The sequence below is a fragment of the Actinomycetota bacterium genome, from assembly GCA_019347675.1.
GTDB lineage: Bacteria > Actinomycetota > Nitriliruptoria > Nitriliruptorales > JAHWKO01 > JAHWKW01.
In genome coordinates this window covers 1-25,660 of the sequence record JAHWKW010000017.1, presented here as the reverse complement: position 1 = coordinate 25,660, position 25,660 = coordinate 1, and the positions used below count along the sequence as shown (strand labels likewise).

The 25,660-nt window shown below is 70.6% G+C and carries 22 protein-coding genes and 1 tRNA gene; 11 read left to right on the top strand and 12 right to left on the bottom strand.

Features of this window, described 5'->3' with window-relative positions; genetic code table 11:
- Positions 1–16 precede the first annotated feature (16 nt).
- Positions 17–1,342 (top strand): N-acetylmuramoyl-L-alanine amidase, encoded by a 1,326-nt coding sequence (locus tag KY462_12345; GenBank protein MBW3578507.1) that lies wholly within the window; start codon positions 17–19, stop codon positions 1,340–1,342.
- A gap of 119 nt (positions 1,343–1,461) precedes the next feature.
- Positions 1,462–3,189: a DUF11 domain-containing protein gene (locus tag KY462_12340; protein ID MBW3578506.1), complete on the top strand. Its 1,728-nt coding sequence runs from the start codon at positions 1,462–1,464 to the stop codon at positions 3,187–3,189.
- Between the two features lie 72 nt (positions 3,190–3,261).
- Here KY462_12340 and KY462_12335 read toward each other — a convergent pair whose 3' ends face one another.
- Positions 3,262–4,431 (bottom strand): hypothetical protein, encoded by a 1,170-nt coding sequence (locus KY462_12335; GenBank protein ID MBW3578505.1) that lies wholly within the window; start codon positions 4,429–4,431, stop codon positions 3,262–3,264.
- A 94-nt stretch (positions 4,432–4,525) separates the two neighbouring features.
- On the opposite strand from KY462_12335, the gene KY462_12330 reads away from it, so the two are divergent.
- The 3 genes from KY462_12330 to KY462_12320 all read left to right on the top strand — a co-directional run bounded on the left by KY462_12330 (position 4,526) and on the right by KY462_12320 (position 8,993).
- Positions 4,526–5,746 (top strand): site-2 protease family protein, encoded by a 1,221-nt coding sequence (locus KY462_12330; GenBank protein MBW3578504.1) that lies wholly within the window; start codon positions 4,526–4,528, stop codon positions 5,744–5,746.
- A 2-nt stretch (positions 5,747–5,748) separates the two neighbouring features.
- Positions 5,749–6,753, top strand: a complete 1,005-nt coding sequence (locus tag KY462_12325; GenBank protein MBW3578503.1) for a PDZ domain-containing protein — start codon at positions 5,749–5,751, stop codon at positions 6,751–6,753.
- 107 nt (positions 6,754–6,860) lie between these two features.
- Positions 6,861–8,993, top strand: coding sequence for a cation:proton antiporter (locus tag KY462_12320; protein MBW3578502.1), 2,133 nt, complete (start codon positions 6,861–6,863; stop codon positions 8,991–8,993).
- 191 nt (positions 8,994–9,184) lie between these two features.
- On the opposite strand, the gene KY462_12315 is transcribed toward KY462_12320, so the two are convergent.
- Both KY462_12315 and KY462_12310 read right to left on the bottom strand, forming a co-directional pair.
- Positions 9,185–9,805: an aminodeoxychorismate/anthranilate synthase component II gene (locus tag KY462_12315; GenBank protein ID MBW3578501.1), complete on the bottom strand. Its 621-nt coding sequence runs from the start codon at positions 9,803–9,805 to the stop codon at positions 9,185–9,187.
- On the bottom strand, positions 9,784–11,193 hold the full coding sequence (locus KY462_12310; protein ID MBW3578500.1) for an AMP-binding protein: 1,410 nt from the start codon (positions 11,191–11,193) through the stop codon (positions 9,784–9,786). Before KY462_12310 ends, KY462_12315 begins: the two co-directional genes overlap by 22 nt.
- An 87-nt stretch (positions 11,194–11,280) precedes the next feature.
- On the opposite strand from KY462_12310, the gene KY462_12305 reads away from it, so the two are divergent.
- Positions 11,281–12,387, top strand: coding sequence for a polyprenyl synthetase family protein (locus KY462_12305; GenBank protein MBW3578499.1), 1,107 nt, complete (start codon positions 11,281–11,283; stop codon positions 12,385–12,387).
- Between the two features lie 43 nt (positions 12,388–12,430).
- On the opposite strand, the gene KY462_12300 is transcribed toward KY462_12305, so the two are convergent.
- Genes KY462_12300 through KY462_12290 form a run of 3 tightly spaced genes read right to left on the bottom strand, consistent with a single transcriptional unit; the run spans position 12,431 to position 14,192 of the window.
- A complete protein-coding gene (locus KY462_12300) occupies positions 12,431–13,378 on the bottom strand; it encodes a YihY/virulence factor BrkB family protein (protein ID MBW3578498.1) in 948 nt (315 codons plus the stop codon).
- The gene (locus tag KY462_12295) at positions 13,375–13,536 is read right to left on the bottom strand and encodes a hypothetical protein (protein ID MBW3578497.1); all 162 of its coding nucleotides are present in this window, start codon (positions 13,534–13,536) and stop codon (positions 13,375–13,377) included. The genes KY462_12300 and KY462_12295 overlap by 4 nt, the downstream gene beginning before the upstream one ends.
- On the bottom strand, positions 13,533–14,192 hold the full coding sequence (locus KY462_12290) for a class E sortase (protein ID MBW3578496.1): 660 nt from the start codon (positions 14,190–14,192) through the stop codon (positions 13,533–13,535). Before KY462_12290 ends, KY462_12295 begins: the two co-directional genes overlap by 4 nt.
- 72 nt (positions 14,193–14,264) lie before the next feature.
- Here KY462_12290 and KY462_12285 point away from each other — a divergent pair, with 72 nt between their 5' ends.
- Positions 14,265–14,513, top strand: a complete 249-nt coding sequence (locus tag KY462_12285; GenBank protein ID MBW3578495.1) for a cell division protein CrgA — start codon at positions 14,265–14,267, stop codon at positions 14,511–14,513.
- A gap of 153 nt (positions 14,514–14,666) precedes the next feature.
- Here the strand turns inward: KY462_12285 and KY462_12280 are convergent, their stop codons facing one another.
- From KY462_12280 to KY462_12270, 3 genes are read right to left on the bottom strand one after another with little or no spacing between them, the layout of a single operon-like run.
- A complete protein-coding gene (locus KY462_12280; protein MBW3578494.1) occupies positions 14,667–14,975 on the bottom strand; it encodes a hypothetical protein in 309 nt (102 codons plus the stop codon).
- Positions 14,976–14,981: 6 nt separating this feature from the next.
- A complete protein-coding gene (locus tag KY462_12275; GenBank protein MBW3578493.1) occupies positions 14,982–16,175 on the bottom strand; it encodes a thiolase family protein in 1,194 nt (397 codons plus the stop codon).
- Between the two features lie 59 nt (positions 16,176–16,234).
- Positions 16,235–16,624: a response regulator gene (locus KY462_12270; protein ID MBW3578492.1), complete on the bottom strand. Its 390-nt coding sequence runs from the start codon at positions 16,622–16,624 to the stop codon at positions 16,235–16,237.
- A 117-nt stretch (positions 16,625–16,741) separates the two neighbouring features.
- Between KY462_12270 and KY462_12265 the strand changes: the two genes are divergently transcribed.
- Positions 16,742–18,784 carry a superoxide dismutase family protein gene (locus tag KY462_12265; protein ID MBW3578491.1) on the top strand — a complete coding sequence of 681 codons (2,043 nt, stop codon included), beginning with the start codon at positions 16,742–16,744 and terminating at the stop codon, positions 18,782–18,784.
- 221 nt (positions 18,785–19,005) lie between these two features.
- Here KY462_12265 and KY462_12260 read toward each other — a convergent pair whose 3' ends face one another.
- Positions 19,006–19,476, bottom strand: a complete 471-nt coding sequence (locus tag KY462_12260) for a Gmad2 immunoglobulin-like domain-containing protein (GenBank protein MBW3578490.1) — start codon at positions 19,474–19,476, stop codon at positions 19,006–19,008.
- Positions 19,477–19,681: 205 nt separating this feature from the next.
- On the opposite strand from KY462_12260, the gene KY462_12255 reads away from it, so the two are divergent.
- Positions 19,682–19,758, top strand: a tRNA-Ala gene (locus KY462_12255).
- A 275-nt stretch (positions 19,759–20,033) separates the two neighbouring features.
- Here the strand turns inward: KY462_12255 and KY462_12250 are convergent.
- Positions 20,034–20,174, bottom strand: coding sequence for a hypothetical protein (locus KY462_12250; GenBank protein ID MBW3578489.1), 141 nt, complete (start codon positions 20,172–20,174; stop codon positions 20,034–20,036).
- 469 nt (positions 20,175–20,643) lie between these two features.
- Here KY462_12250 and KY462_12245 point away from each other — a divergent pair, with 469 nt between their 5' ends.
- Positions 20,644–22,650: a hypothetical protein gene (locus KY462_12245; protein ID MBW3578488.1), complete on the top strand. Its 2,007-nt coding sequence runs from the start codon at positions 20,644–20,646 to the stop codon at positions 22,648–22,650.
- Between the two features lie 503 nt (positions 22,651–23,153).
- Entirely contained in the window at positions 23,154–24,659 is a 1,506-nt protein-coding gene (locus KY462_12240; protein MBW3578487.1) for a Rieske 2Fe-2S domain-containing protein, read from the top strand.
- A gap of 692 nt (positions 24,660–25,351) precedes the next feature.
- Here KY462_12240 and KY462_12235 read toward each other — a convergent pair.
- Positions 25,352–25,660: hypothetical protein (locus tag KY462_12235; GenBank protein ID MBW3578486.1), on the bottom strand; the 309-nt coding region annotated here is incomplete at its 5' end.

Genomic DNA, 25,660 nt, shown 5'->3' with positions numbered 1-25,660 from the left:
ACGGGGGGAGCGACGCGTGGCCGATCGGGCAACCGCCCGGACGTGGACGCGATGGTGGACGATCGTCCGCGTCACCACGCTGGTGGCCGTCGTCGCCGCGCTGAGCCTGCCGGGACGGCTGTCCCCACCCGGCGACGCACCCACGAGCCGCGTGCGGTCGCTGACGGTCGACACGTGGGCCGCGGCGGACGCTGACGGCTGGCACCGCGCCCCGGCGGTGCAGCAGCACGCGGTTCTGGTCGGTGCCGACTGGGACGCCACGGCCGGGATCGAGGTCGAGGTCCGCGGGCGTGACACCGGCGGCTGGGGCCCGTGGTTCCCGGTCGACGTCGATGCCGATGGTGACCACGACACCGCGTCGGGGCCGGTCTGGCTCGGCCAGGTGCAGGCGTTCCAGTTCCGGGTCCGCGGCGACACCCCGGCGCTGGACGTCACACGCATCAGCATGGATGGGGACGCCGGCCTGGCCTACGACCCGCTCGGTCGTCCGGGCGCTGCCTACGCCGCCCCGGCCACCCCTGAGTTCGTCTCACGCAGCCAATGGGACCCCAACGGAGAGTGCCGGCCGCGCACGCCGGCCCGGTACGCCACCGACGTGCAGATGGCGTACGTTCATCACACCGCGATCTTCCCCAACTACGCGCCTGAAGAGGCCGACGACGTGGTCCGGGCCATCTGCCTGTTCCACGTGCGACAACGAGGCTGGTCGGACATCGGGTACAACTTCCTGATCGACCGGTACGGGCGCGTCTTCGAAGGCCGCGCCGGCGGGGTCGAACGACCCGTGGTCGGGGCTCACGCCTCGGGCTTCAACGAGCGCTCGGTGGGCGTGTCGGTCATCGGTGACTTCGACACACAGCCGGTCCCGGCTCCGGCCCTGGAGGGGCTCGCCCGGGTGATCGCGTGGAAAGCCGCCGTCCACGGCCTGGACCCGGTGGGATGGACCGACGTGGTGACGTCCACCGACGTCAACCCCAAGCTGTCGCGCTACCGACCGGGGTCGACCGTGACGGTCCCTGTCGTCTCCGGCCACCTCGACACGGCCGCGAACACGTCGTGCCCGGGACGCCACCTGTACGCCGTGTTGGGGGACGTCCGCCAACGCGCCGCCGAGTTGGCCGCCGCGTGGCCGGATGGCCCACCGCTGCTGGCCGCCGGACCGACGGCGTTCGCGGCCGACGGAACGGACATCTCGGCGGTCGGGGCTGGGCTCCCCCCGGGCCTGCGTCTGTCGCCGCGAAGCGCGCTGCAGCTGGCTGTCCTGGCCATAGCGGGTTCGACTCGTCTACGGTACGGGCCACGATCGGACCGCGGCGACCGGCCGATGCGGTCGTCCGCGTAACCAGCCAGCACCACGATCGTTGACAGGCTTGTGCGCCGTACACCCAGATGCATGGCGTGGAAGTTGGGTGAGGCCAGGGGGCGCCCCTCACCCCGGCCCCGAGCTAGGGAGTACTCACGATGGGCTCACGTTTCCGTATACGTCTCACGGCGGTCGCCGGGGTGGTCGCCTTGCTGGCGCTGGGGGCACCGGGCGCCTCTGCGCAGGTGCCGCTTGAACAGGCGGCCTTCTCCGCCTACTCCAACGGGGCGGTGATCCACGCCGATGCCCTGCGCGCAGCGGACACGCGCGCCGTGGACGCCGAGGTCGCCTTCTCCGGGGCGACGGTCGACAGCCAGGGACTCGCCACCCAGAGGACCAACGAGTACGGGGCGCTGGTCCAGCCCGCGCAGACGGGCAAGGACAGCTACGGGCGCGGGTACGGCCTCGACGCGGCCTTGGGTGAGCCTGCAGGGACCGACGACCCGCAGGTCCGCCTGGCGGGCCTGTCCGAGGCGGCCGCACCGCCGCGGACCGGACCGGTGGTGAACGAGATCGGGCCGGTCGACGCCGACCCGCTCGCCTACGCCTCGACGCTCCGCGGGGAGGCTTTCGCCGCGCCCGCGACCGGCCCCGACGCATGTCGGAACCTGGGGGCCGACATCTCCTACGGGCTGGGGTACGCCGAGAACGCCCAGCTCCTCGACCAGGAGCAGGCCGGACAGGAGCAGGAGGGCCTCGAGCAGCCGGTCCTGGCCACCCAGGCCGACCAGCCCGAGCGCAACGTCTCGTGGTCGCTGTCGCGGAACTACCTGGCACCGCAGATCAACGCCGACGGTGAACCTGCCGGCAACGCCCTGGCGCTGGTGGCCGAGAACCGCCAGACGATCGCACCGGTCAGCATCAACCTCGGCGGCGAGGAGGTCCTCACGCTGGAGTTCCTCGGCGAGTGGGTGCTCCGGGCACACGCCGGCGGGACCGAAGGCAGCTCGTTCGTGCACTACGGACCGGGCGACGTGTCGCCCGAGACGCCGGTCTTGCGGCTCCTGCGACAGAGCGGGGGCGGCGCGATCGAGGAAGTGCTCACGGTCACGACCCAGCAGCTCCTCGGCGACGAGGGCCTGGTGATCAACCAGATCCCCGGCGTGGAGATCGCGATCGGTGAGGACCCGCGTGCGATCGGTGGCGGCGCGGACACGCAGCCACAGGTCACGGCCACGTCGGTCTCCGCGGCCGTGGACGTGGTCCGCGTGAGCCTCGCGGAGCTCGGCGACATCCGTGTCGGTCACATGGAGGTGGCCGCGACCGTCCCGGCGGGCGGCCTGCTGTGCCCGCTCCCCGTCAACAAGACCGTGACGCCCGACCAGGTCCAGCCCGGGGACACGTTCGTCTACACGATCACGGTGCTGAACCACTTCGCCTGCGAGCTGCGCAACGTGCGCGTCGAAGACACCATCACCGGTGACGCGGGCGTGGCCTGGGACGTCCGCGGGACCGACCCGCAGGCCAGCGAGGTCAGCAACAACCGGGTCGTGTGGAACGACATCGGGCCGATCCCGCCCGGTGAGACCAGGTCGGCGACGATCACCGTCCAGGTGAGCCAGAACTCGGGTTCCGGTGTGTTCCACGACGACGTGGCGGCAACGGCCCAGTGCTTCGACCGGCCCGTGGCGGGCCAGGACGACGCGTTCGGTGGCGTGGGTGCCCCGCTGGACGGCCGGTTCCGGCTCGACGCACCTCAGGTGATCGGCCCGGCTCCCACCCCATCCGCACGGGAGCTGCCGCGGACCGGTGGGCCGGCTGCAGCGACCGTCGCTGGTCTCGCATTGGCGGGCCTGGCGCTGGCGCTGCGCCGACGCGTGCGCTGACCGCCTGACTCACCCAGACGGACGGGCCGCACCTTGGAGGGTGCGGCCCGTCCGTTCATGTCCGCGCGTGCATCACCAGCGCAGCACGGCTGCGACGCCGTCGTGGTCACGCAGCAGCTCAGCGGCTTCGGCCTCCACCGGGACAGCGTTCGCGCTGGTGTCGAGCGCACGCTCGATCATCCGTTCCACGAGGAGGGGTTCTTGGACGCCGTCGCGTGCTGCCGGGTGCGTCGCGTCGGCGTACAGCAGGCCGTCGTCGGTGCGGTACCCGCGGAAGGACGCGTCGGCGTCGACGAGCAGGACGTCGACGCGGCCCTCGTTGAGGGAGTCCAACACGTCGCGGAGGCCCAGCGCCCCGGCACCGCCCGACAGCGTCCGGTCTCTGGCGTCCTCCACCAGCCGCCGTGCCCGGGCGGTGCGCAACGTGCGGAAGATGTCCCACGCCTGCTCGGCGATGACGTTGGGGGCCTCGTCCTCCCAGGACAGGTCGGTGACCTCCAGCTGCTCGCCGCCGGCGGGGTGCAGTTCCTCCGCGAACGGCTTGGTCAGCCGCGGATCGCCGGCGAGGATCAGCCGGTCCCACCCGCGGCTGTTGGCTTCGTCGGCGACGTCTCGCGCGCGTTCGCGGACGAACCGCAGCAGGTTCTCGTGGACGCGCTCCTCGAACTCGTCGCGTCTCTGCCCGCCGGGGCGGGCGTCGAGCGGCTGCGCGGGGGCGGGTCCGGACTTCTTCCGCCACAGGCGCCCACCGATGGTGAACTCCTCGCTGGTCAGCTCCTGGCACTCTCCGAGGTTCCACTCCAGGAGCCGCGTCCCCCGCCGGTGCACCACCGCGATCCCCGCCGCGCGGCCCTCGTCGAGCGCCGTGATCAGCGGTCGGACGTAGGCGGTGCGGTCGAGGATCACCCGTTCGCGGAACGGGATCTGCATCGACAGCGTCTCGACCCGGTCGCGGGTGACGGTCGCGAACAACGCTCGACCACGCCCGTGGCGCGACGCGTCCAACAGCCGGGTCAGTTCGCCGTTCAACGCGTCGATCCGCTCGTTGACCGCCACAAAGCGTTGGTGTGGTCCTTCGTCGCGGACCCGCTGCCTGAGATCGCGCAGCTGGTTGCGGATCGCGATCGGCCACCCCGGCTTGGGTTCCGCGGCCCGTTCGGGGGTGATCCCGACGTAGACGGAGAGCAGTCCCACGTCATCGCGAAGGTCGAGCAGCTCAAGGATCGTGTCAAGCAGGCTCATGCGCGCCACCATAACTGCGGCTTGCAACCGCCACGACAGCGTTCGGACGGGGAGCCCGGCCGGCCCACCCGGGCTCGCTGGTAGCGTCCGCCCCGTGTTCCCCCGCGCCTTCACGATCGGGTCCGTCGGCGGGGTCGACGTCCGCGTGGACCCGTCGTGGGTCATCATCGCACTACTCGTCGCGTTCAACTTCTGGTTCCTCTTCGGCTCACGCTACGGACATCCGCTCCCCGTCGCGATCGGGCTGGCGGTCGTCGCCACACTGATCTTCTTCGGGTCCGTCCTCGCCCACGAGCTCGGCCACGCGCTGGAAGCCGGACACCGCGGGGTGCAGGTCGACAGCATCACGCTGTTCCTGTTCGGCGGCGTGACCCAGACGAGCTTCGACGTGCGTCGCCCGCGCGACGAGTTCGCGCTGTCAGCCATCGGCCCGTACGTCAGCCTGGTGATCGCCGCGATGCTGGGGGTCATCTCGGCGGCAGCAGGCGGCGGCGTCGTCGCCGGGATCGGGTGGCTGGTCGTGGTCTCCGACGTGGCGGGCGTCCTGGCTTGGATCAACCTGGGGCTGGCCGTGTTCAACCTGCTGCCGGGCGCCCCGTTGGACGGCGGGCGTATCCTGCGGTCGGCGGTGTGGGCGGTGACCGGCGACCGCGGCCGCGCCGTCCGTTTCGCCGCACGGAGCGGCCAGTTCCTCGGCGGTATGTTCGTCGTGATCGGGCTGTGGGGGCTGGCAAGTGCCGGCAACCTCGGGATGCTGTGGTGGGCGCTGATCGGCTGGTTCCTGTTCCAGGCGGCGAGCAGCGAAGTGCGCTACGCGGACGCGCGCTCGCGGCTCTCCGGCCGGCCGGCCGGTGACGTCGCAGGGGCCCTCCCCCAGCCGGTTGCCAGCACGCAGACCGTCGCCGAGGCGATGCAACGCGTCGACGACCCCGGGGTCCGTGTCCTGCCCGTCAGCGCGCGGGGCGAGACGATCGGGGTGGTGGTCCGGCGTGACCTCGAAGCCATCCCACCCCGTCGACGTGACCGCACCAGCGTGATGGAGGTGATGCGGCCGCGGGACGCGGTCGCCGCCGCACGTCCGGGGACACCGCTGCGGGAACTGCGCGACGAGCTGGCCGAGGAAGGGGTACTCGCCCTGGTCGACGAGGAAGGACGGCTGGTCGGCCTTCTCACGCCCGCCCGGGTCGAGGCCGCCGCGTCCCGTGAAGCGAGCGGCGGCCGGCGGGGTCAGCGGCGCGGCACCGGCCGTGGTGGTCACCTTCCCGATGACACCCCGGCACCCTCACGGGCAACGACCGACGGCTGGGGCAGCTGACGTTGCGCAAGCTGGTGTTCCTGCTGTCCATCGCGGTGCTGGCGGCGTCGGCTTGGACGGTTCCCCTCCCGCTGTTCGTCCTGGCGCCCACCCCGGCGGTCCCGGTGTACCAGGCACCCGACGAGCACGCCGGTCGGCCAGCGATCGCGGTCGAGGGGGCCGTCGACGACATCAGCGGCCGGCTGCTGCTCACCACCGTCGGGGTCGGACAAGCCACGGCGGTCGAGGCGTTCCTGGCGATGCTCGACCCCTACCAGGACGTCACACCTCGGCAAGCGGTCATCCCTCCCGGGATCGATGAGCAGGAGTTCTTCGAGACTCAGCGACAGCTGTTCGAAGAGAGCGTCCGGGTGGCGGCCGCGGTCGGACTGCGTGCGGCGGGTATCGAGGTCACCGTCGACGGAGAGGGCGCCGAGGTGGTCGGCGTGGTCCCCGGTGGCCCTGCCGATGGCCCGCTGCAGCCCGGTGACGTGGTCGTCGCCGTCGGGGACATGCCGGTGCGGTTGGCGGCCGAGCTGGCGACCAGGACGGCCCAAACCGGAACTGGCGAGGACCTGCAGCTGACGGTCCTGCGCGACGGCGAGGAGGTCACCGTGACCGTCACGGTCGGTCACCTGCCTGGCCTCGATCAGCAGGGGATCGGGGTCCTGGTCCGCACGGTCAACCAGAACATCGACTTCCCCGCGGGCATCGCGGTCCAGGACCGGTCGGCGATCGGTGGGCCGTCCGCTGGGGTGATGCTCGCCCTGACGGTGTTCGAGCTGTTCGACCAGACCGACCTGACCCGTGGCCGGATCATCGCCGGGACCGGCACGGTCACCATCGACGGTCGCGTCGGACCGATCGGCGGCATCGCGGAGAAGGTCCGCGGTGCGGTCCTCTCCGATGCCGAGATATTCATCGCACCCGCCGCCCAGGCTGACGAGGCGCGCCGGGCCGCCCCCGCCGGCCTGACGGTGATCGCCGTCGCCGACCTCGCCTCCGCCATCCAGGCCCTGCAGCGCTGACGCTGACGTCGGTGGACAGGCGGACTTCGACCACGGCGCCGGGCGGTGGGGCAACGTCTGTACGGTGTGGTATCCCCGGATCCTGAGTCCCTCGGGGAAGGGGATCGGTGCTCACGCCCGTCGGCGAACACGAGCTGCTCCTGTTCTGGGTGCAGCTCGCCGTCCTGCTGGCAACCGCCCGGGGTCTTGGTGCGCTCGCCCAGCGGGTGGGTCAGCCGCCGGTGGTCGGCGAGCTCGCCGCGGGCCTGGTCCTCGGCCCGTCGATCCTCGGACGGCTCGCACCAGGTCTCGCGCAGCGCCTGTTCCCGGGCGGGGAGATCGAGAGCGCACTGGTCCTGGCGATCGCGTGGCTCGGGATCGTGCTCCTGCTGGCGGTCACCGGCTTCGAGACCGACCTGCGGCTGCTGCGCCGCTTGGGACGCCAATCAGCGGGAGTGGCCCTGGGCAGCCTGATCGTCCCGCTGGCGTTGGGATTGGCCCTCGGCCTGGTCATGCCCGACACGTACGTCGGGGACGGCGCCGGTCGGACGATCTTCGCCATGTTCATTGCGGTCGCGCTGAGCATCTCGGCGTTACCGGTGGTCGCGAAGATCCTGCAGGACATGCGGCTGATGCGCCGCAACTTCGGCCAGATCACGGTCGCCGCCGGGATGGTCAACGACCTGGTCGGGTGGCTACTGCTGGGCGTGTTGATCGGCGTGGTCCACACCGGCGGGTTCGAACCGCGGCCACTGGCCGTGGCGATCACCGGGATCACCGTCTTCGTTGCGCTGGCGATGACGGCGGGACAGCGCGTCGTCGACGCCGGGCTGCGGCGCGCCCGGCGGGGTGGTAACGGCTTCGCCGGGAGCTTCACGGTCACCATCCTGGTCGTCCTCGTGTCGGGCGCCATCACCCATGCCATCGGGATGGAGGCGGTGATCGGAGCCTTCGTCGCCGGCGTCGTGCTCGGCCGGTCCCGGTTCCTGCCGCGCGACGTCCAGCACGCGATCGAGCACATGAGTACCACCACGTTCGCCCCGATCTTCTTCGCCACCGCCGGGCTGTACGTCGACCTTGGGACGCTGGCGTCGTGGCGGAACGCGTCGGCGGCCGTCGCGGTCCTCGCCGTGGCAGCTGTCGCCAAGCTGGGAGGCTCCTACGTCGGCGGCCGCATCAGCCGTCTGTCACCGATGGAGAGCCTGGCGGCAGGGATCGGGTTGAACGCCCGTGGCGCGATGGAGATCGTGCTGGCGGCCATCGGGCTGCGCCTCGCCGTCCTCAACGAGAGCTCCTACACAGCGGTGGTGCTGATGGCGATGGTCACCTCGATGGCGGCCCCGCCGCTGCTCCGCCCGGTGCTGCGCCGCATGCAGGCCACGCCGGAAGAGGCCGAGCGGCTGGAGCGGGAGGAGCTGCTTGCTGCCAGCATCATCGCCAACGCCCGACATGCGTTGCTCCCGACACGCGGTGGGGACAACTCCGTGGTGGCGGGCCGGATGCTCGACCTGGTGCTGCAACCTGACGCTCACGTCACGGTCTTCACCGTCGACCACCCCGACGAGGACGAGGCCGAGATGGCCCGCCGGCGGGCACGCGCCGCCACCGTCCGTGACCGCTTCGGCGAGCGTCCGGTCGACGCGCGACGGGTGGTATCGCGCGACGGCGCGGCGGCCGCCATCCTGGAGGAGGCCGGCCTCGGGTACGACCTGCTCGCGGTCGGCCTGAACGAAGGCTTCCGTGGCACCCACGAGCTGTCCGGAGAGCTGCAACAGCTGCTGGCCGGGACCCGGATCCCGGTCCTGCTCGTCCGCCGCTCGTCGCCGAGGCCATCGGCCGGCGGGGGCCCTGACGACCTCGCCCGCATCCTGGTCCCGGTGACGGGGACCCTGATCGGCCGTGCAGCAGAGGAGATCGCCTACGTGCTGGCGTCGAACGTCGACGCGACGGTCGACGCCCTGCACGTGGTGAGCCGCATCGATCGCCGCGGAACCCGGCGCCTGGCTGCGCATCAGCTGCGCCGCGCACGGACGCTGGCCGAACGGTTCGGCGGGGCAGCGTCGGCGCAGGCACGGGCGGGACCGGTGGCCTACGAGGAGATCCTGGCGGCTGCCAACGAACGAGACGTGGACCTGATCGTGCTCGGCGCACAGGTCCGGTCACACGACGGGCGACCGTTCCTTGGGCACGGCACCGAGTACCTGCTCGAGCACGCCCATCCGCCGGTGGCCGTCGTCGTCTTCCCCGCTGAGCCCAGCTGACCATCCCGCCCAGTCGACGACGCTGGCTCCTCGTCGGGGTCGACGTGACTCGCCCCGGCCGCTCCCGGTCACCGGCGGTGGGCTGGCCTGGCAGCGATCGCCGCGCTGGGCCTGGCGCTGTTCCTCCGCCGCCGGCGCTGAGGCAGCGTCGCATTCCTTCGCCGCAGGCTGGAGGGACTGCCGACTGGTTGCTACGCCGAGCCGTTCGTCGCTGCCTGCCGGCACCGCGCGACGAAGTTGCCCAGCAGCTGCATTCCCACGCCGGTGAGGATCGACTCCGGGTGGAACTGCACACCCTCCACGTCGACGTTGCGGTGCCGGATCGCCATGACCAGCCCGTCGGAGGTCTCGCCGGTGACCTTCAGCTCGGCCGGGAGCGAGTCGCGTTCCACGATCAGCGAGTGGTACCGGGTCGCCTCGAACGGAACCGGCAGCCCCTCCAGCACCCCCTCGCGGCGGTGGTAGATCCGGCTGGTCTTGCCGTGCACAAGGTCCGGGGCGGGGACGACCCGGGCACCGTAGACGTCGCCGATGCACTGATGCCCCAGGCACACGCCCAGGACGGGGCGGGTGCCGGCCACGGCCCGGACCACGTCGCCGGATAGCCCAGCGTCGGCGGGGGTCCCGGGCCCGGGACTGATCACCACCCCGTCCGGCAGCTCCGCCACCAGGTCGGCGACCGTAAACGCGTCGTTGCGGACGACGTCGACGTCGACGGCAAGCTCCCCGAGTAGCTGCGCGAGGTTGTACGTGAACGAGTCGTAGTTGTCGATGATCACCACCCGGGGCGTCACTGCCCGCTCCTGTCCCATCGCCGCTGGTCGGTCACCACGAACCATCCGTCGCTGTCCATGGTGGCCGGGTCGCCCGTGCGCAACCACCCGTCGTGAAGGCGGTGGGCCAGGGGACCGGGCTGGCGCCAGTAACCGCCAGGGATCTGCGGGCCGTGCACGATCAGCTCGCCGAGCGAACCGGGCGGCAGGACGCGGGTCGGGTCGTCGGCGTCGACCACCGCCGCCACGGTCTCGGTCATCGGCAAGCCGATGCTGCCGCCGACGGGAGGACCGTAGACGGGGTTGGCGTGGGTCATGGGCCCCCTGCCCGGCCCGTACGCCGCTCGCAGCCGCGCCCCGCTGTGCTCCCGCAACCAGCCGACCAGATCCGACGTCAGCGCCCCGAGGACCAGGCACACCCGGGCAGCGTCAAGCCCACGTGCGCCGGTCTGGGCCAGGTGCCCGAACGCGGCCGGGCACCCGACGAGGATGGTCGGCCGCGTCCGTTCCACCGTGGCGCGCAACGGCTCACCGTCGGCAGGGGCCAACACCAGCGTGGCGGCCGTCAACGTGGCGGTGAGTGCCCCCACCGTGACGCCGCCCGCCCCGGGGACCGTGCCGGCCACGACGATGCGTTCCCGGCCGGACTGGATATCAGGGATCCACAGCCGGACCTGGAGAGCGCTGGCGAGCAGGTTGCGGTGGCTGAGCATCACGGCGCGGTGTGCGCGTCCCGGCCCTTCCGCGTGGACGATGGCGGCCGGGTCGTCTGGAGCGACGACCACCTGGCCCGCCACCCGCCGGTGCCGCTCCACCAGCGCAGTGAGCCCCTCGACGTCGTCGTCGGGTCGGAGCCTGTAGTACTGCCCGCTGCGCCGGCCGGTCATCGGGAACAGCCGGTCCCGGGGGAACGGCAACCAGTCCTCGAGTCCCGTCGCGACGACGTGCCGCAGCGCCGGAAGACGGCCACGGACAGCGTTCACACGTGGGACCACCGCCGACAGGCACACCGCGGCGACGCATCCGGTGCAGTCGAGATCGTGGTGAAGATCCGCCTCGGATGCGTCGGCGTCGACGGGCACGGCGACCGCTCCGACACGCCAGGTCGCGAACAGCACGATCGGCCGGGCGGGGACGTCGGGCAGAACCACGCCGACGCGTGACCCGGGAGTGACGTCGAGCGCGAGGAACGCGGCCGCCAGGCGGTCGGCGCGCCTGAGCAGTTCGGCGTAGCTGAGCGTGGCGCCCCAGAACCACGTCGCGGTGACGTTGGGGAAGTCCCGTGCCGCGTCGTCGAGCAGTCGTGTCACCGCAACGTCGGGGATGGGGTATCGCGGCGGCACACCGGGCGGGTACGAGCCGATCCACGGCCGGGGGAGCGCCGCCGGATCCGGCATCGTGCGCTGAGGCGCCGGTTCGTGTGGCACTTCGCTCCTCGGAGTGGACTCGGCGCCGTACGCGGCCGACAGACAGCGGCACGAGGAGTGTAACGAGCAGCGCAGAAGCGTCTATGGGTGCCGCGGCGGTGCGCCATACTGGCCCGCATGGCGCAGTTGCCGGCCGACCTCGATGAGGTGCGCTCCCGTTTCGACCGCGAGCTGTGTGGGGCGATGGCGCGGATCGACCAACGGCTGGTGGGACTGCACTCCGACCTGCGACCGCTGAGCGAGGAGCTGCGCGCGTTCGTCAACGGCGGGGGGAAGCGGCTGCGTCCTGTCCTGCTCCTGGTGGGGTTCCGGGCGGCGGGCGGAGCCGACATCACGCCGGCCCTGGGCCCGGCCCTGGGAGTCGAGCTGCTGCACACCTCCGCGCTCGTGCACGACGACCTGGTGGATGCCGCCGCCACCCGACGGGGACGGCCGACCGCCCACGTCGCCTTCGCCGACCGCCACCGCGACGCCGGGTGGGCCGGACGCGCTGAGGCGTTCGGCGCGTCCGCCGCGCTGCTCCTCGGTGACCTCGCGTTCGTCCTCGCCGACGAGCTGTTCGCCGAGGCCGCCGCCGACGTCCCCCCCCAACGGTTCGTCGCCGCCCTGCGCTCGTTCACCGCGATGCGCGAGGAGCTGAGCGCCGGGCAGTTCCTCGATCTGGTCGCCGCACACGACCAGCAGGCCTCACCCGCAGCGGCGCTGGCGATCGCCAGCTACAAGTCCGGCCGGTACTCGGTGGCGCGACCGCTGGAGATCGGAGCCATCCTCGCGGCCGGCGAGGGGCCGGTCTCGCGGGCGCTCCGGGCCGCTGGCGTGCCACTGGGCGAAGCCTTCCAGCTGCGCGACGACATCCTCGGCGTCTTCGGGTCGGAGGTCGAGACCGGCAAGTCGGCCCGTTCGGATCTCGCCCAGGGCAAACGCACGTTGCTGGTCGCTCTCACCATGCAGCGCCTGCGAGACGACCAGCGGAGTCGGTTCGAGTCCGTGTTCGGCAAACCGGATCTCACCGCCGCCGAAGCGGACCAGCTCCGCGACCTCATCTCGAGCTCAGGTGGGCTGGCCGCCACCGAAGCCAAGGTGGGCCAGCTCGCCGCCGAGGCCAGGACCGCGATCGACGCGTCGCCGATCGCACCCGACGAGCGACGCCTGCTGCACGAGCTAGCGGCCGTCCTGGTCGAACGCCGCCGGTAGTGGCCACCACTGACGCTTGGGACCTTGGTTTGGCCCGCCGGCGTCAGTCGGCGTGGGACGGGGCGTCCCGCCGGGCGTTCACCGCCCCGCCCACGATGATCGAGGCGGCCAGGAAGAACAACAGCGTGAACGTCGCGACCGCGCCCCCGAGGACGAGGCCCAGGAACGATCCCAGCCCCAGCGACGGCGTGGCCCGCATGTAGGCGCCGTAGACCAGGCCGGACACCACCAGGCCTGCGCTGGCCACGGCCGCGCCCGGTAGCTCGGCTCGCCACGGACGGTCCCAGCCGCGGGCGTAGTGGTACAGCGTGGTGATCCACGCCAACGACCCGGCCGGGACGGCGATCCACCGGCCCAACGAGTACATCCGCGCGAATCCTTCGCCTTCGATGGGGCGCAGGAGCATGCCGAGGATCGCCAGGGCCGCCAGGAGCGCGGCTGCCAACGTGAAGACCACCGTGGCCAGAGCGTCGCGCCAAAGGTCACGGCGTTCGGCCGTTCCGTACAGGGTCGTGATGCCGCGCATCGCGCCGGTGAACCCGCGCGACGACAGCGCGATCGCCACGCCCAGCGGGTACAGGAGCATCACCGCGTTGCCGTCGAACAAGCGGGACACGGCCGCGACGCCCGCGTTGGCGACGTCTCGGTCGAAGGTCGAGACGATCGCCGTCCGCAGGTTGTCCATGACCTGCGCGGCCGTGCTGGCCCCGATGAGCCAGTCCAACCCCCCGATCAACGCCAGCGCCGCGACGACGAGCGGGATCAGGCCCGCCGCGGCGAAGAACGCGACCTCGGCCACCAATCCGACGAAGCGGGTGCCGTGGAGATGCGCGACCGCGTCGAGCGTGACCCGCCCCACCGGGTCGGGTAGCCGCTGCGCCGTCCGCGCGGCCATGCCGGCGACGTCCGAGCGGTCGTCGAGCCGCTCATCGGCGCCGACATCCGAGCGGTCGGCAGGCCGCTGCTCCGCTCGATCGGCGCCAGAGGTCACCTCGACCAGGTGCCGGTCGCGCCGGTCTCGAGGGTGGGATCCTCCATGCGCTGCTCGACCCACGGGAACACCCACGTGAAGAGGACCACGATCGCCACCGCCGCCAGCGCCAGACCCAGCAGCACCTTCACGGCTGTCGGCAACCGGCCGCCGGTCACGTCGTGGGCTCCGGGCGGAGCTCGGCGAAGGTCACCAGCCGTTGGGCGGCGCTGAACCGTGGATGACAGGTGGTCAGCGTCATGGTCGGCTGCCCCGTCCCCAGCGGGTCGCGGCCGATCACCCACATCGCGGTGGGCGCGACCACCTGCGAACGGCGCACGACGTACACCCACTCGCGCCGCTCGCGGTCCACGACGTGGATCTCGTCTCCTGGCTGCAACTGGTCCTGGTGGTAGAACGGCGCGCCGTAGGTGGTGCGGTGTCCGCTCACCGCGAAGTTGCCGGACTCGCCTGGCGCAGCCGTGTCGGTGTAGTGACCGGGACCGCGTTTGAGGACCTCCAGGCTGGTCCCCTCCACCACGAACAGCACGCCGTCGCGGACGGGCGCAGTGTCGTTCCCCGGCCGCTCGAACCACATCGCGGCGTAGGCGCCGCCAGGGTCGACCGGTCCCGGGTCGGCCGGTGCGGCGGGTTCGGCCGGCGCGGCGGGGTCGCCGTCCAGCGCGCCGTACGAGACCTCCCACTGGTCGAGCAGCTCACGCTGCGACGCGTCGGCGCTGCGGTTGGTCCACAACAGCAGGTAGACCATGTAGAGCAGGATGACCGCGCCGGTGGCGATGAGCAGCCATCCGACCGCACGCAGGACCTTGGACACCATTACTCCGCGGCGGTGGGGTGCAGCCGTATCGGTACCATCGGCCGCCGACCGACGCATCTGGACCGGATCGTGCCTGAGAGTCGACATCGCAGGAAGGGTAAGGCCAGGCCGCGGCCGAGCAAAGCAGCCGGCCCGCCCGTCAAGCCCAAGCCCAGCCCGCCGTGGGTGCCCACGGTCGGGGTGTCGCTGCTGGTCCTCGGCGTCGTGGTGGTGATTGTGACGTACGTGCCGAACGTCCTGTGGGACGGCAACCTCGGGCTGGTCGCCGGGTTCGCGTTGATGGCGGTCGGCTTCGGCTTCCTCACCCAGTGGCGATGACGAGTTGCACGGGTGTGGTTCTTCCCCACGTCGATCCACGTCCTGGGGATAACGAAGCACACGGATGTCGTCCCGCGCCGGGGTTGTCCACCGCGTTCATCCACAATCTGTGGGCATCTTGAACTGATCAGGCAGTCGCCCACTGGCTGCGACTCACTCGCGGACCAGCTCGACGCGCTCGTGCATCCGCTCCCCACAGTGGCGGGGGGAGGTGGCGGCGCCCCGCATCACCAGCAGCAGCTCCGCGCCGCACTGCGCGCACCAGTACAGGGTGCGTTCCCCGCGTCCGACTGCAGGCTGCGGAGCGGGGTCGGCGGCGCCGGCGCCGGCCGCCATCCCACGCAGCATCGACGTTCCGGCCCTGTAGATCGCGACGCCCAACAGCGGGGCAAGGACCCACTTGGCCCCGAACACGACCGCCACGACGATCGCCGCGAGGCCGAGCACGATCCAGACAACCATCACTGCCTACAGACGCTCCAGGACGGTGGCGTTGGCGAGCCCGCCGCCCTCGCACATGGTCTGCAAGCCGAAGCGGGCGCCGCGGGCTCGCATCGCATGCACCAGGGTGGTCAGCAGCCGCGCGCCTGAGGCGCCCAGCGGGTGCCCGAGCGCGATCGCGCCACCGTTGACGTTGACGCGGTCGAGGTCGGTTCCCAGCTCCTCGGCCCAGGCGAGCACGACCGGGGCGAACGCCTCGTTGACCTCGAACAGGTCGATGTCGTCGACGGTCAGCCCAGCGCGCTGCAACGCCTTGCGGGTCGCGGGGATCACGCCGGTGAGCATCAGGATCGGGTCGTCGCCGGCGAGCGCGAACGTGTGGAACCGGGCCATGGGCTCCAGACCCAGCTGCTCGGCCTTGTCCGGGGTGGCGATCAGCACCGCCGCGGCCCCATCCGAGATCTGCGAGGCGTTCCCGGCGGTGATCACCCACCGGATCTGGGGGAAGCGCTCGGCGAGCGACTCGTCGTAGAAGGCGGGGCGCAGGTCCGCCAGCGCCTCCCGTGACGTGTCGGGCCGGATTCCCTCGTCGGTGGTGACCTCCGCGATCGAGCCGTCGTCCTGCACGGCTTTGATCGGGAGGATCTCGCGGTCGAACCGGCCGTCGCCGGCGGCGGCAGCGGCGCGCCGGTGTGAGCGCAGCGCAAGCTCGTCGAGCGCGTCGCGGGACAACCCCCAACGGGCGGCGATCAGCTCGGCCGAGATCCCCTGGGGAACCAGCCCCTCCGGGTACCGCTCGAACAGCTTCGACCCGAACGGGTTCTTCCCGGCCAGCGACGACCCCATCGGAACCCGGCTCATCGACTCGACCCCGCACGCGATCGCCACGTCGTAGGCCCCGGCCATCACCCCTTGCGCGGCGAAGTGAGCCGCCTGCTGCGACGAACCGCACTGGCGGTCGACCGTGGTGGCGGGGACCGTGTCGGGGAAGCCGGCGGCCAGGACCGCGTTGCGGGCGATGTTGTACGTCTGCTCGCCGGCCTGCGACACGCAGCCGGCGATCACGTCGTCGACCTCGCGCGGGTCGATCCCCGCCCGGTCGACCAGGCCACGCAACGTCTCTGCGAGCAGATCGGCCGGGTGAACGTGGTGCAGGCTGCCGTCCGGCTTGCCACGGGCCTGGGGGGTGCGGACGGCCTCGACGATCACGGCTTCGCGCATGGTCACGGTGCTCCTGGAAGCAGGCGCTTCGGCCCCGCAGCGTACCTGCGGGACGCGGCCTACCGGCGGCGTCGCTGGCGGCGCCCCCGTTGCGGGCCACCGAGGGCGTCGCGGAGCAGGTCGACGACCTGTGACGAGTCGGGTTTCTCGACCACCGGGAGGTCGAGCTCGGCGGCCTCGGCCCGCACCGCCGCGTCGAGGTTCCCGGTGAAGATCACGATCGGGCCGTCGAAGCCCTGCTCGCGCAGGTGCGTGGAGGTGCGCAGACCCCACGCGCCAGGCAGGCGGTGATCGAGGACGACCGCGTCAACGTCCTCTTCCCGCAGGATCGCAGCGGCCTGCTCGGCGGTGTCGGCTTCCCGGACCCGCCACCCTTCCGCACGCATCTGGATGCCGAGCACCAGGCGCACGCTCGTATCGTCGTCGACGACCAGGACGTGGTGGCTCACATCCGTCCCCCGGGGCGTGGTGGCGGCAGCCTACGCGCGGCGGGTGTCCCGAGTTCCCAACCCTGGCACCGGAGGTCTAATCTCTGCACGACCATCGTGGGGCGAGGGAGAAGTCACATGGGAGTATCTGTTGCTGGCCGCCGGCGTCGGGGGGGCGCGCTCGCGGTGGCGGCTGCACTGGCTGCCGCCTTGGTGGTGGCCGCACCGCCTGTGGCGCACGGCCAGGTCGGGGCGACCGCGACCACGGTCCTCAACAACGCCGCCGGGGAACCGGTCGGGCACGTCAACTTCGTCGAGGTCGAGGGCGGGTTGACGCTGGTCGAAGCGACCATCACCGGTGGGATCACCCCAGGGGCCTTCCACGGGTTCCACGTGCATGAGAACCCGGTGTGCGACCCCACCGCCCCGGACGGGCCCTTCACCACCGCCGGAGGCCACTACAACCCGGGTGGCACGGAGCACGGCGCGCACGCCGGGGACATGCCGGTGCTGTACGTCAAGGCGGACGGCACCGCGGCGCTCGCCTTCGCCACCAACCGGTTCACCGTCGCCGAGGTCGTGAACCGGTCGGTGATCGTCCACGCCGGCCGCGACAACTACGCCAACATCCCCGATCGGTACACCTCCGGCGGGACCCCCGGTCCTGACGCCATGACCCTGGCGACCGGCGACGCCGGTCCCCGCGAGGCCTGCGGGGTGATCGCGCCCGGCACGACGCCGACCGACATCACGCTGCCGACCGGGGACGCCATCGATGTCGCGATGGTGAACAAGGCGGGTGCCGACGCCGGGACGGTCGTGTTCCAGGAGGCCACCGCCACCGACCCGACCTCCATGCTGGTGGCCGCGGCCGTCGGCGGGATCACCCCGACCAACGCGTTCCACGGGTTCCACGTCCACGCCGGCGACCGCTGCATCAAGGCCAAGGGGCAGCTGTCGTTCGGTCACGCGCTCGGGCACCTCAACCCCGACGACCCGCCCAACAGCCACCCGGCGCACGACGGCGACATGCCGGTGCTCTACATGCCGGCCGAGGCGGCGACGCTGGCGTTCGAGACCGACCGTGTCCGGCGGCTGAATGACGTCGCCGGCCACACGGTCATCGTCCACGAGCTGCCCGACAACTACGCCAACATCCCCAACCGCTACCAGCCGCCGGAGCCAGACGCCGTCACGCGCGCCACCGGTGACGCCGGCGGCCGCGAGGCCTGCGGGATGATCGAGGGCGCGCTCCGGCTGTGGGGCCCGGACCGGTTCGGGACGACCGCGGCGATCTCGCAGAACACCTTCCCGACAGCGCTCCCCGAACGTGCCGAGGCGGTGGTCCTGGCGCGTGCGTTCGTGTACGCCGACGCGCTGACCGGCGCCCCGCTGGCCGAAGCCAGGGGCGGCGTCACGTTGCTGACCGAGCGCGATCGCCTGACCGACACAACCGAGACCGAGCTGAAGCGGGTCCTGCCGGAAGGCAAGACCGTCTTCATCCTCGGCGGGTCGGCGGCGATCAGCCCGGCCGTCGAACAGGCCGTCCAGGACCTGGGCTACACCACCCGGCGGCTGGCTGGGACGACCCGCGTGGAGACCGCGATCCGGGTCGCCGAGGAGCTCGACGCCACCCACGACCGGATCATCGTCACGACCGGGTACAACTGGCCGGACGCGGTCGCCTCCGGCGCCGCCGGCGTCGACTCGGACGCGGTGATCGTGTACTCGGTGGGCGACAACCCGCACCCGGCCACCACCGCGTACATCGCCGCGCACGCGAACGAGCCGGCGTTCGCGGTGGGTGGCCCGGCGGCGCGGGCCTACGCCGGCGTGCCCAACGAGAACAAGCTGTTCGGTCCGACCCGCATCGAGACGGCGATCGCCGTCGCCAACCGGTTCTTCCCGAACCCGACGTTCGTGGCCCTGTCGCGTGACGGGCTCAGCCCCGAACCCACCGACCCGTACTTCGCCGACGCCCTCGCCGGTGGGCCGCACGTCGGACGCCTCGGTGGGCCGGTGCTGCTGACCGACGAGACCAACCTGCATCCGGCCGTCGCGACGTACGCGTGCGACAACGCGGATGCGATCGTCCGTGAGTACGCCTACGGCGGGACGGCGGCGCTGGCCAACGAGGTCGTGACCGGGTTCGAGAACCGCGCGCGGGGCAAGGGCTGCTAGCGACCGGCGCACGGCTGCCTGACGGCAGCGTGGCCGACCGCGGCTGAACCGCCCCACGAGGCCGGGCCCCCGTCGCGGGGCCCGGCCTCTGCCCTCACCGCCGCGCCGTGCGTCCGCCCGCGTCGATCACCTTGCCGGCCGGACGCGCCCCGGTTCCACCGCGATGGCGAGGACCGTTTCGTCCGCGCACGGCAAGGAACGGGCGCAGCGGCAGCGCAGCGTCAGGGCTGGAGAACCAGCGGCAGCGAGTTCACGTGGAGCTCGGAGCCGTCCTCCGCGGACGACTCGTACACGCGCAGGGTTCCGATCTCCTCGCCGGTGACGTCGAACTCCACATCGAAGGAGAACCGCTCCGGCTGCCCCATCGTGCCGCCCATCGTGGACCCGTCCGCCAGCGTCCCCCCGTCAGCGTCGAGCAGCTCCCACACGACGTTGGCTTCGAACGTGGAGCTGCACCCGTCGACGGTGAACGGGCTGGTGACCCGCTCGCCAGGTGAGGGCTGCCCCACGAAGATGAGATCAGTGCCGGACGGCGGGTCGGCGCAGGGACCGTCGGCGTCGGGTGAGGCGGTCACCGTCACGGTCACCGTCGGCTGCGGTCGGACTTCGCCCGCCTGGTCGCCGCCGGTCCCGCAGGCGGCCGCCACGATGAGCATCACGATGGCGGCCGCGAGGCCCTTGCGGTGACACATCGGCTTGCCTGATCGTTCGTGGGCCGAGCAGCTTAGGCGGTGGGTCCAGGTCCCTAAGCGCTTCCCCGCCGGTGTGGACCCGTCGCGGACCTCGCCCGTGGTGTCTCCGATCCACCGTGGGACCGCCAGCCGTCGGATCGGGATGGGGCGTGGATGCTCCGATACCATCCGTGACCGGCCGTGATCCCGGTCACCAGACCGTCGCGGGCCCGTAGCTCAGCTTGGCAGAGCGCCTGCTTTGCAAGCAGGAAGTCGTCGGTTCGAATCCGATCGGGTCCACCACGTTTCCACAGGTCATACGGGGTGCGAGGGAAGGCCTTCGGGCGGCCCACCTGAGTGCCGGTCACGTCCCGGTCACATCCGAGGGCCGTCGGGGCCTGTGCCGCCGGAGCCGCCGTCACGCCGCCTCACCACCGCCGTCACCGTCGTCACCTCGTTCACTGCGGTCGCCGGCTTCGCTGGTCTCGTCCTCCACGCGGTCGCCCTCAAGGGATTTCGAGCGCATCGGTGGCCCGAGCGACGACGTGAAACGGGTCGGCGCACAGGGACGCCGACCCTCACCGCCGTCGTAGCCCGGTGACCGGCGCCAACACCTCCCGCAGCGCCGCTTCCACGTGCGACTTTGGTCGCACCTGGGCGACCACCACATCGTCGTCCTCGTCGAAGTCCACCCGCTCGAGTGTGGTGCGCTCGCCCAACCCCAGAAACCGCCGCCATATCCCGAGGGTCTCCTTCCACGTGATCAGCCGGAAGCAGCCGGCAACGTCGGCAGGAGACGGCGGTTCTACTCACAACCCTGTGACTTCAACCCACGGAAACGTCAGAAGAGCCACTTATCCGCACGCACTCCGCTGCGCGGCAGGAGTCGAGGGCGGTCCCTCGACAGCGGGCTCACCGGTAACCGGTCGGTGAGCAACCCCTCGGCGGTACGAGGCGCTCTTCGGGGCGTCTCGGGGTCCCACGTGAGCCGCGGCGCTCAAACGCCTTGGGAGAAAACGCCCGAACCAACGCGGATCGGCTATAGACACTCAAAGCGCGTGGAGTTACCTTCTCGATCCGGCTGGCCAACCCGGGTCGCGTGTTGCTTCCCAACACGGGGGGGGCCATGAGAAGCGAGTAGGAGGCCGTATGTCGACAGCTCTGGTGTCTAAGGCGAGAAGGTCCGCCTTGTTCGCCGCCGTGTTGGCGCTGGTTGTCCTGATGCCGGGTGCGGCAGTCGCGCACCCCGACGCCACCGGTGACCCAGCACACGATCACGATCTCGACCATCAGCTGGAAACATCTTTCCCGCGCGACCCCGACGCGGCCCTGCAGCAGCAGGACGAAGAGCAGGACAACGTCGTCTCGACCGGCCCGTCCGCTCGCCGGGGACGGGTGAAGAACCTGGAGTTGGTTGGCCGCGGCGAGCGGCTGGTGCCGAACGCCACCACCGACCTGTGGGTTCACGACCGCTTCGCGTACCTGGGAACGTTCAACGAGCCGTGCGGAACCGGCGAGGGCTACGTGCCGGGCGTCGGCGAGGTCGTTCTCGCTCAGAACGTCGCGGAGCCGGGGATCCCAATCTTCGACGTGCACAATCGCCACCGGCCGGCCTACATCGGCACCATCCCCTCCGTGGAGGGAAGCCGCATCAACGACGTCAAAGTCGAGTCGATGCGCGGCAGCGACATCCTGGTGCACTCAAACGAGCCCTGCGCTGGCGGCCCCGGCGGCTTTGAGATCTACGACGTCAGCGACCCGCGGAATCCGGTGCATCTTGCTCATGTGACGACCGGTGACGTCAACCCGACCGTGGTGGAGCTGTTGGGCACCGACGACGTCGGTGTCCACAACCTCTACCTGTTCCGCCGGGGCGGACGCGACTTCGTGGCGGTCCAGGTCGAGGGCTTGCTGGCCAACTTCCAGATCTTCGACATCACCGACCCGGTCAACCCTCAGCTCGTCACCATATGGGGAGCCGAGGAGCTGTTCGACCCGTCGGTGGACTGGGCGACGACCGAGGATGTTGATCTGATCCTCGAGGTGTGGCAGACCTGGCTGGCTGCAGGCTTCGGCGCGTCGCAGAACCGATTCCTGCACGACTTCTGGGTGTCCGACGACGGCATGCTCGCCTACCTCGCCAACTGGGACGCCGGCTTGGTGCGTCTTGACCTGACCGACCTGGCCAACCCGCAGGTGGTATCGGTGGCCATCGACCCGACGAGTGAGGATGGCGAGGTCAACAGCCACTCGGTGTGGCCGAGCGGCAACGGTCGCGTCGTCGTCGAGGGTGAGGAAGACTTCGCGCCCTTCAAACTCCGGCTGTTCATCGCCGAGGGCTTGGTCGGCATCTTCGACGCCGCCGAGGCGGCCTTCACGCCCTTGATCGCGGACCTGCCCGAGCGCGCGTTCGAAGGCGACGCCGTGTTCGTGGGGTTGGCCTGCGACGCCAGCGAACGGGTGCCCCCTGGTGGCGGTGACGACATCGCCGTGGCCATGCGGGGCGCGTGCCGGTTCGACGAGAAGGTGCAAAACATCCAGGACGCCGGCGGGTACCAGGCAGTCATCATCTTCAACGCACCCGGCGACGAGTCGGTCTTGACGCCCGGCGGCGAACCACGCGAGCTGCCCACGATCTTCGTGGCCCACTCCACTGGCCTGGCCATCTTCGGCGTCGAAAGCGCCGACGAATTGGACATCGGCATGCGCGGCGAGCCCGTGCGCGGCGAGGCCGTGCCGGACGGCTGGAGCGGATTCCGCATCTGGGACTACAGCGACCCGGCCGACCCGGTCCTGGCGAGCACCTTCAACACCGTCTGCAGTGCCAACCCGCTCGACGCCTCCTGCGACCCGCGCGGCGTCTACTCCAGCCACAACGTGATCGTCGAGAACCAGGGCAACCGAACCCTCGCCTACTTCTCCTGGTACGCCAACGGCGTCCTCGTCGCCGACGTCACCGATCCCTACAACCCCGTCGAAATCGCTCGCTACAACCCGACCGGCGACGCGTTCGAAGAGCAGAACGCTGGCATCCAGGACGTCTGGGGCATCTTCAAGGAGGACAACCGCCCGTGGATCTATGCGTCGGACCGCAACGGCGGGCTCTACATCCTCAAGCTCCTCGGCGCCGGATCCACCAACCCCAAAGCCGGCGGCAACCGCGGCTCCGGCAACCTCAGCCCCGACAGACGCTGACGACAAATCACTGCTGACGACAACTAGAGGGGCCTCGTCGGGAGGCCCCTCCCTCTGCCGCACTGCACTGCCCATACGCGTACGGTTGCGCCCCGCTCGCGGGCGATGACCGGCTTGAGACCGGAGCCGAGTTCACGGACGGCGGAAACGACGGCCGGGTGGTCGAAATCATTCGGGTACGGCTCTCGTAAAGGAACTCATGCAGCGTGCGGGATCACGTTGTGCTCGGAGCGTGACTGGTGAACACGCTGCCCTCTCCTTGGGATGTGGTTGGTCAGTAGGCGTCGAAGTCCGCCGTTGAAACGCAGGTCCGCTCCGTGTCTAGCCTTCGCGGGACACTCACCCGGCCCCGAATGGATGAGTTGAGGGCGAGAGACGACCACGAGTTCGATGAGGCCACGACGGCCGCACAGCAGGGTCGGGAAGGATGATCGCGGTTGATGGTTGGAAAGGAATGACGCTGTACGAACTGGTTGAGCGGTTGGGAGGTATGGAGACGCTCGATGCGGGGCGAGGCCTCTGAGCAGGAAGGTGGCGCGGCCGTGCGCCACCGGCACACCAAAGACGTCCTCAGTGGCGCCTGGTTGGGACATCCGCTGCACCCGATGCTCACCGACGTGTCGATCGGCGCGTGGGCGAGCGCCGTCGTCCTCGATCCCGGGGGTAGCCGCCACGGCCATCAAGCCTCCGAGCGCCTCATCCGCCTGGGCCTGCTCGCCGCCCTACCGACCGCGGCCTCGGGCCTGTCTGACTGGTCGGACGACCCAGGTGCCCCGCGCCGCATCGGTGTCGTGCACGCTACGGCCAACGCCACCGCCGTCGCCTGTTACAGCCTGTCGCTCCTGGCCCGCCGCCGGGGCCAGCGAACCCAGGGCTTGGCCTGGAGCCTGGTCGGAGCCGTCGCGGTCGGCGTTGGCGGCTACCTCGGCGGACACCTGTCGTTCGCCAAGGGCGTCAACGTTAACCGCAACGCCTGGCAGGAGGAGGTTTGGGGATGGACGCCAGTGCCCGACCACGTCGACCTGCCCGAGGACGAGCCGGTCACCGCCCACGCAGACGAGGTGCGGGTGCTGCTCATCCGTCGCGACGAGCACATCTACGCCATCGCTGACCGCTGCGGCCATGCCGGCGGCCCCCTCCACAAGGGCAGATTCGAAGCGGGTGCGTGGTCTGCCCGTGGCACCTCAGTACCTTCCGCCTCGATAACGGCGGACTGGTCCACTGACCGGCAACCGTTTCTCAGCCCGCCTGCGAAGCTCGGGTTGAAGACGGAAAGATCCTCGTCCGGTCAGCGAAGCGCGGCTAACGGGGTCCCAGTCACCCAGTCGATGCCTGACTCCGAATCAGGACCCTGTCTCCGCTACGCGCTCGCGGGCCAACCGCTCGCCCTCCGGGGGAAGATCCTCGATGTCCTTACCCTCCGGTTGGCAGCACTCGCCGCTATCGTGGGCATGCTCCGTCCAGGTGCGGCCGTCACAGCACCAGCCCTTGCTCGTGTCGAGCTGTTCCGCCATGAGATTCCCTCTGTTCCGTTGCGCTCGGCCTCCAACGACACTGAAGTTGTGGATCAGAACGACTATGGTCCCGCCCCGACCCCCAGCTACACCACGTCCGTGGACGCTAACCGACCCTGGTGTCAAGAATGGCACACAAGCGAACGGGTCGCGTCTAGCTTTGGGCCTTGGAGCACGCGTCCGCTTGTGTGGATTGGTCCGCGACGCGGATGCCCTCCTCTGGCCAGCACGGACCAGGAATCGTGTCCAGGAAGGGCCGAACGGGCCTCGACCTCAGGTCTGTGTGCCATCGAAGGGTCAGACTTCACCAAAGCGAGCGTCGTATGCATCGGCTACGCGCTCGATGAATTCGATCCAACGAAGACCGCTCCCAACTGGAGGCAGATCAGGCTCTCGTTCACCAGTCTGTCGGTCGAATGCGACAACGGCGATGCCTTCGAGGAGATGTGGAGCGTCGCCTTCGGTCTTACGGCCACCAGCTCGCGTGAATCGTGAGACCGCCCGAGACACAAGGTGAGTCGTCGACTTCCAGTCAGTGTCGTCACCCGATCTCACCCGTTCAGTCGTGGGTAAAGTCAGGATTCCTCCGACGACGGCGAAAGGAAACTTCAGGTGGATGTTGACGGCGAAGGTCCGCACGTCACCGAATCGGTTCCAGATCGCACGGCCCACGGCGAGATGCACAGGCTTGATCTCGACGGCCAGCGTCAAGCCGTGCGTATCCGAGATCTCTGAGACATCCGCCTTGACGCGACGCAGACCACCCCCAACCTGGCGCTCCCCTGCTATCGCGGCCTCCAGTCCCAGACCCTGCTCTCGGAGGTCCGCGAGGGTTACCTCCGCGAGCGCGTTCGAGAGCCGGATCTGCGCGGCCTTGCCCTTCTTGCCGCCGAGCTGTGTGGCGCTCCGGATGTACGCGGCCGACGCCTTGCAGTAGTCCTCGATCGTGGGTCGTTCTAGGGCTGTGAGGTCATCGACGCCTTGCAGCCCAGTCGGCTCGGGGGGAGTGGACATTCGCTACGCGGTCCGGTGGACGACGGTCTGCGCCGAGGAGTTGATGGCTTCGCGCACGCGCTCCACCGACATCGCGAAGTAGTGCGGGTGTTGCGCGACGTCTGTGGTGGGACCGGCGGCGTCATGGTTGGTGGGACTGGGGGGACGTGGGTAGCTGTAGGGGGTGGCGTTGGTCAGCGTCGACCGTGGGGGTCGGGGGTTCCGAGGCGGTCTCGGATCTGGTTCCAGTTGTAGCCATGGTCGAGGGCTTGCTGGATCTTGAGGGTGAGCTGGGAGTTGGCTTCGAGGATGAGGCTGGCAAGTAGGGCGATGTGTTCGGCGGGGTCGCCCCAGTGCAGTGCGCAGCGCCGGTCGGCGAGGGTGCATAGCGCGAGGTTGAGCGCGTCGTAGGTGTCGCTGTCGACGTGGGGGTGGCAGGGCATCAGTCTGTGGTGGTCTCGGCCACGGCGGTCGCGGCCGAGGATTCGTCGACGATGTTGTTG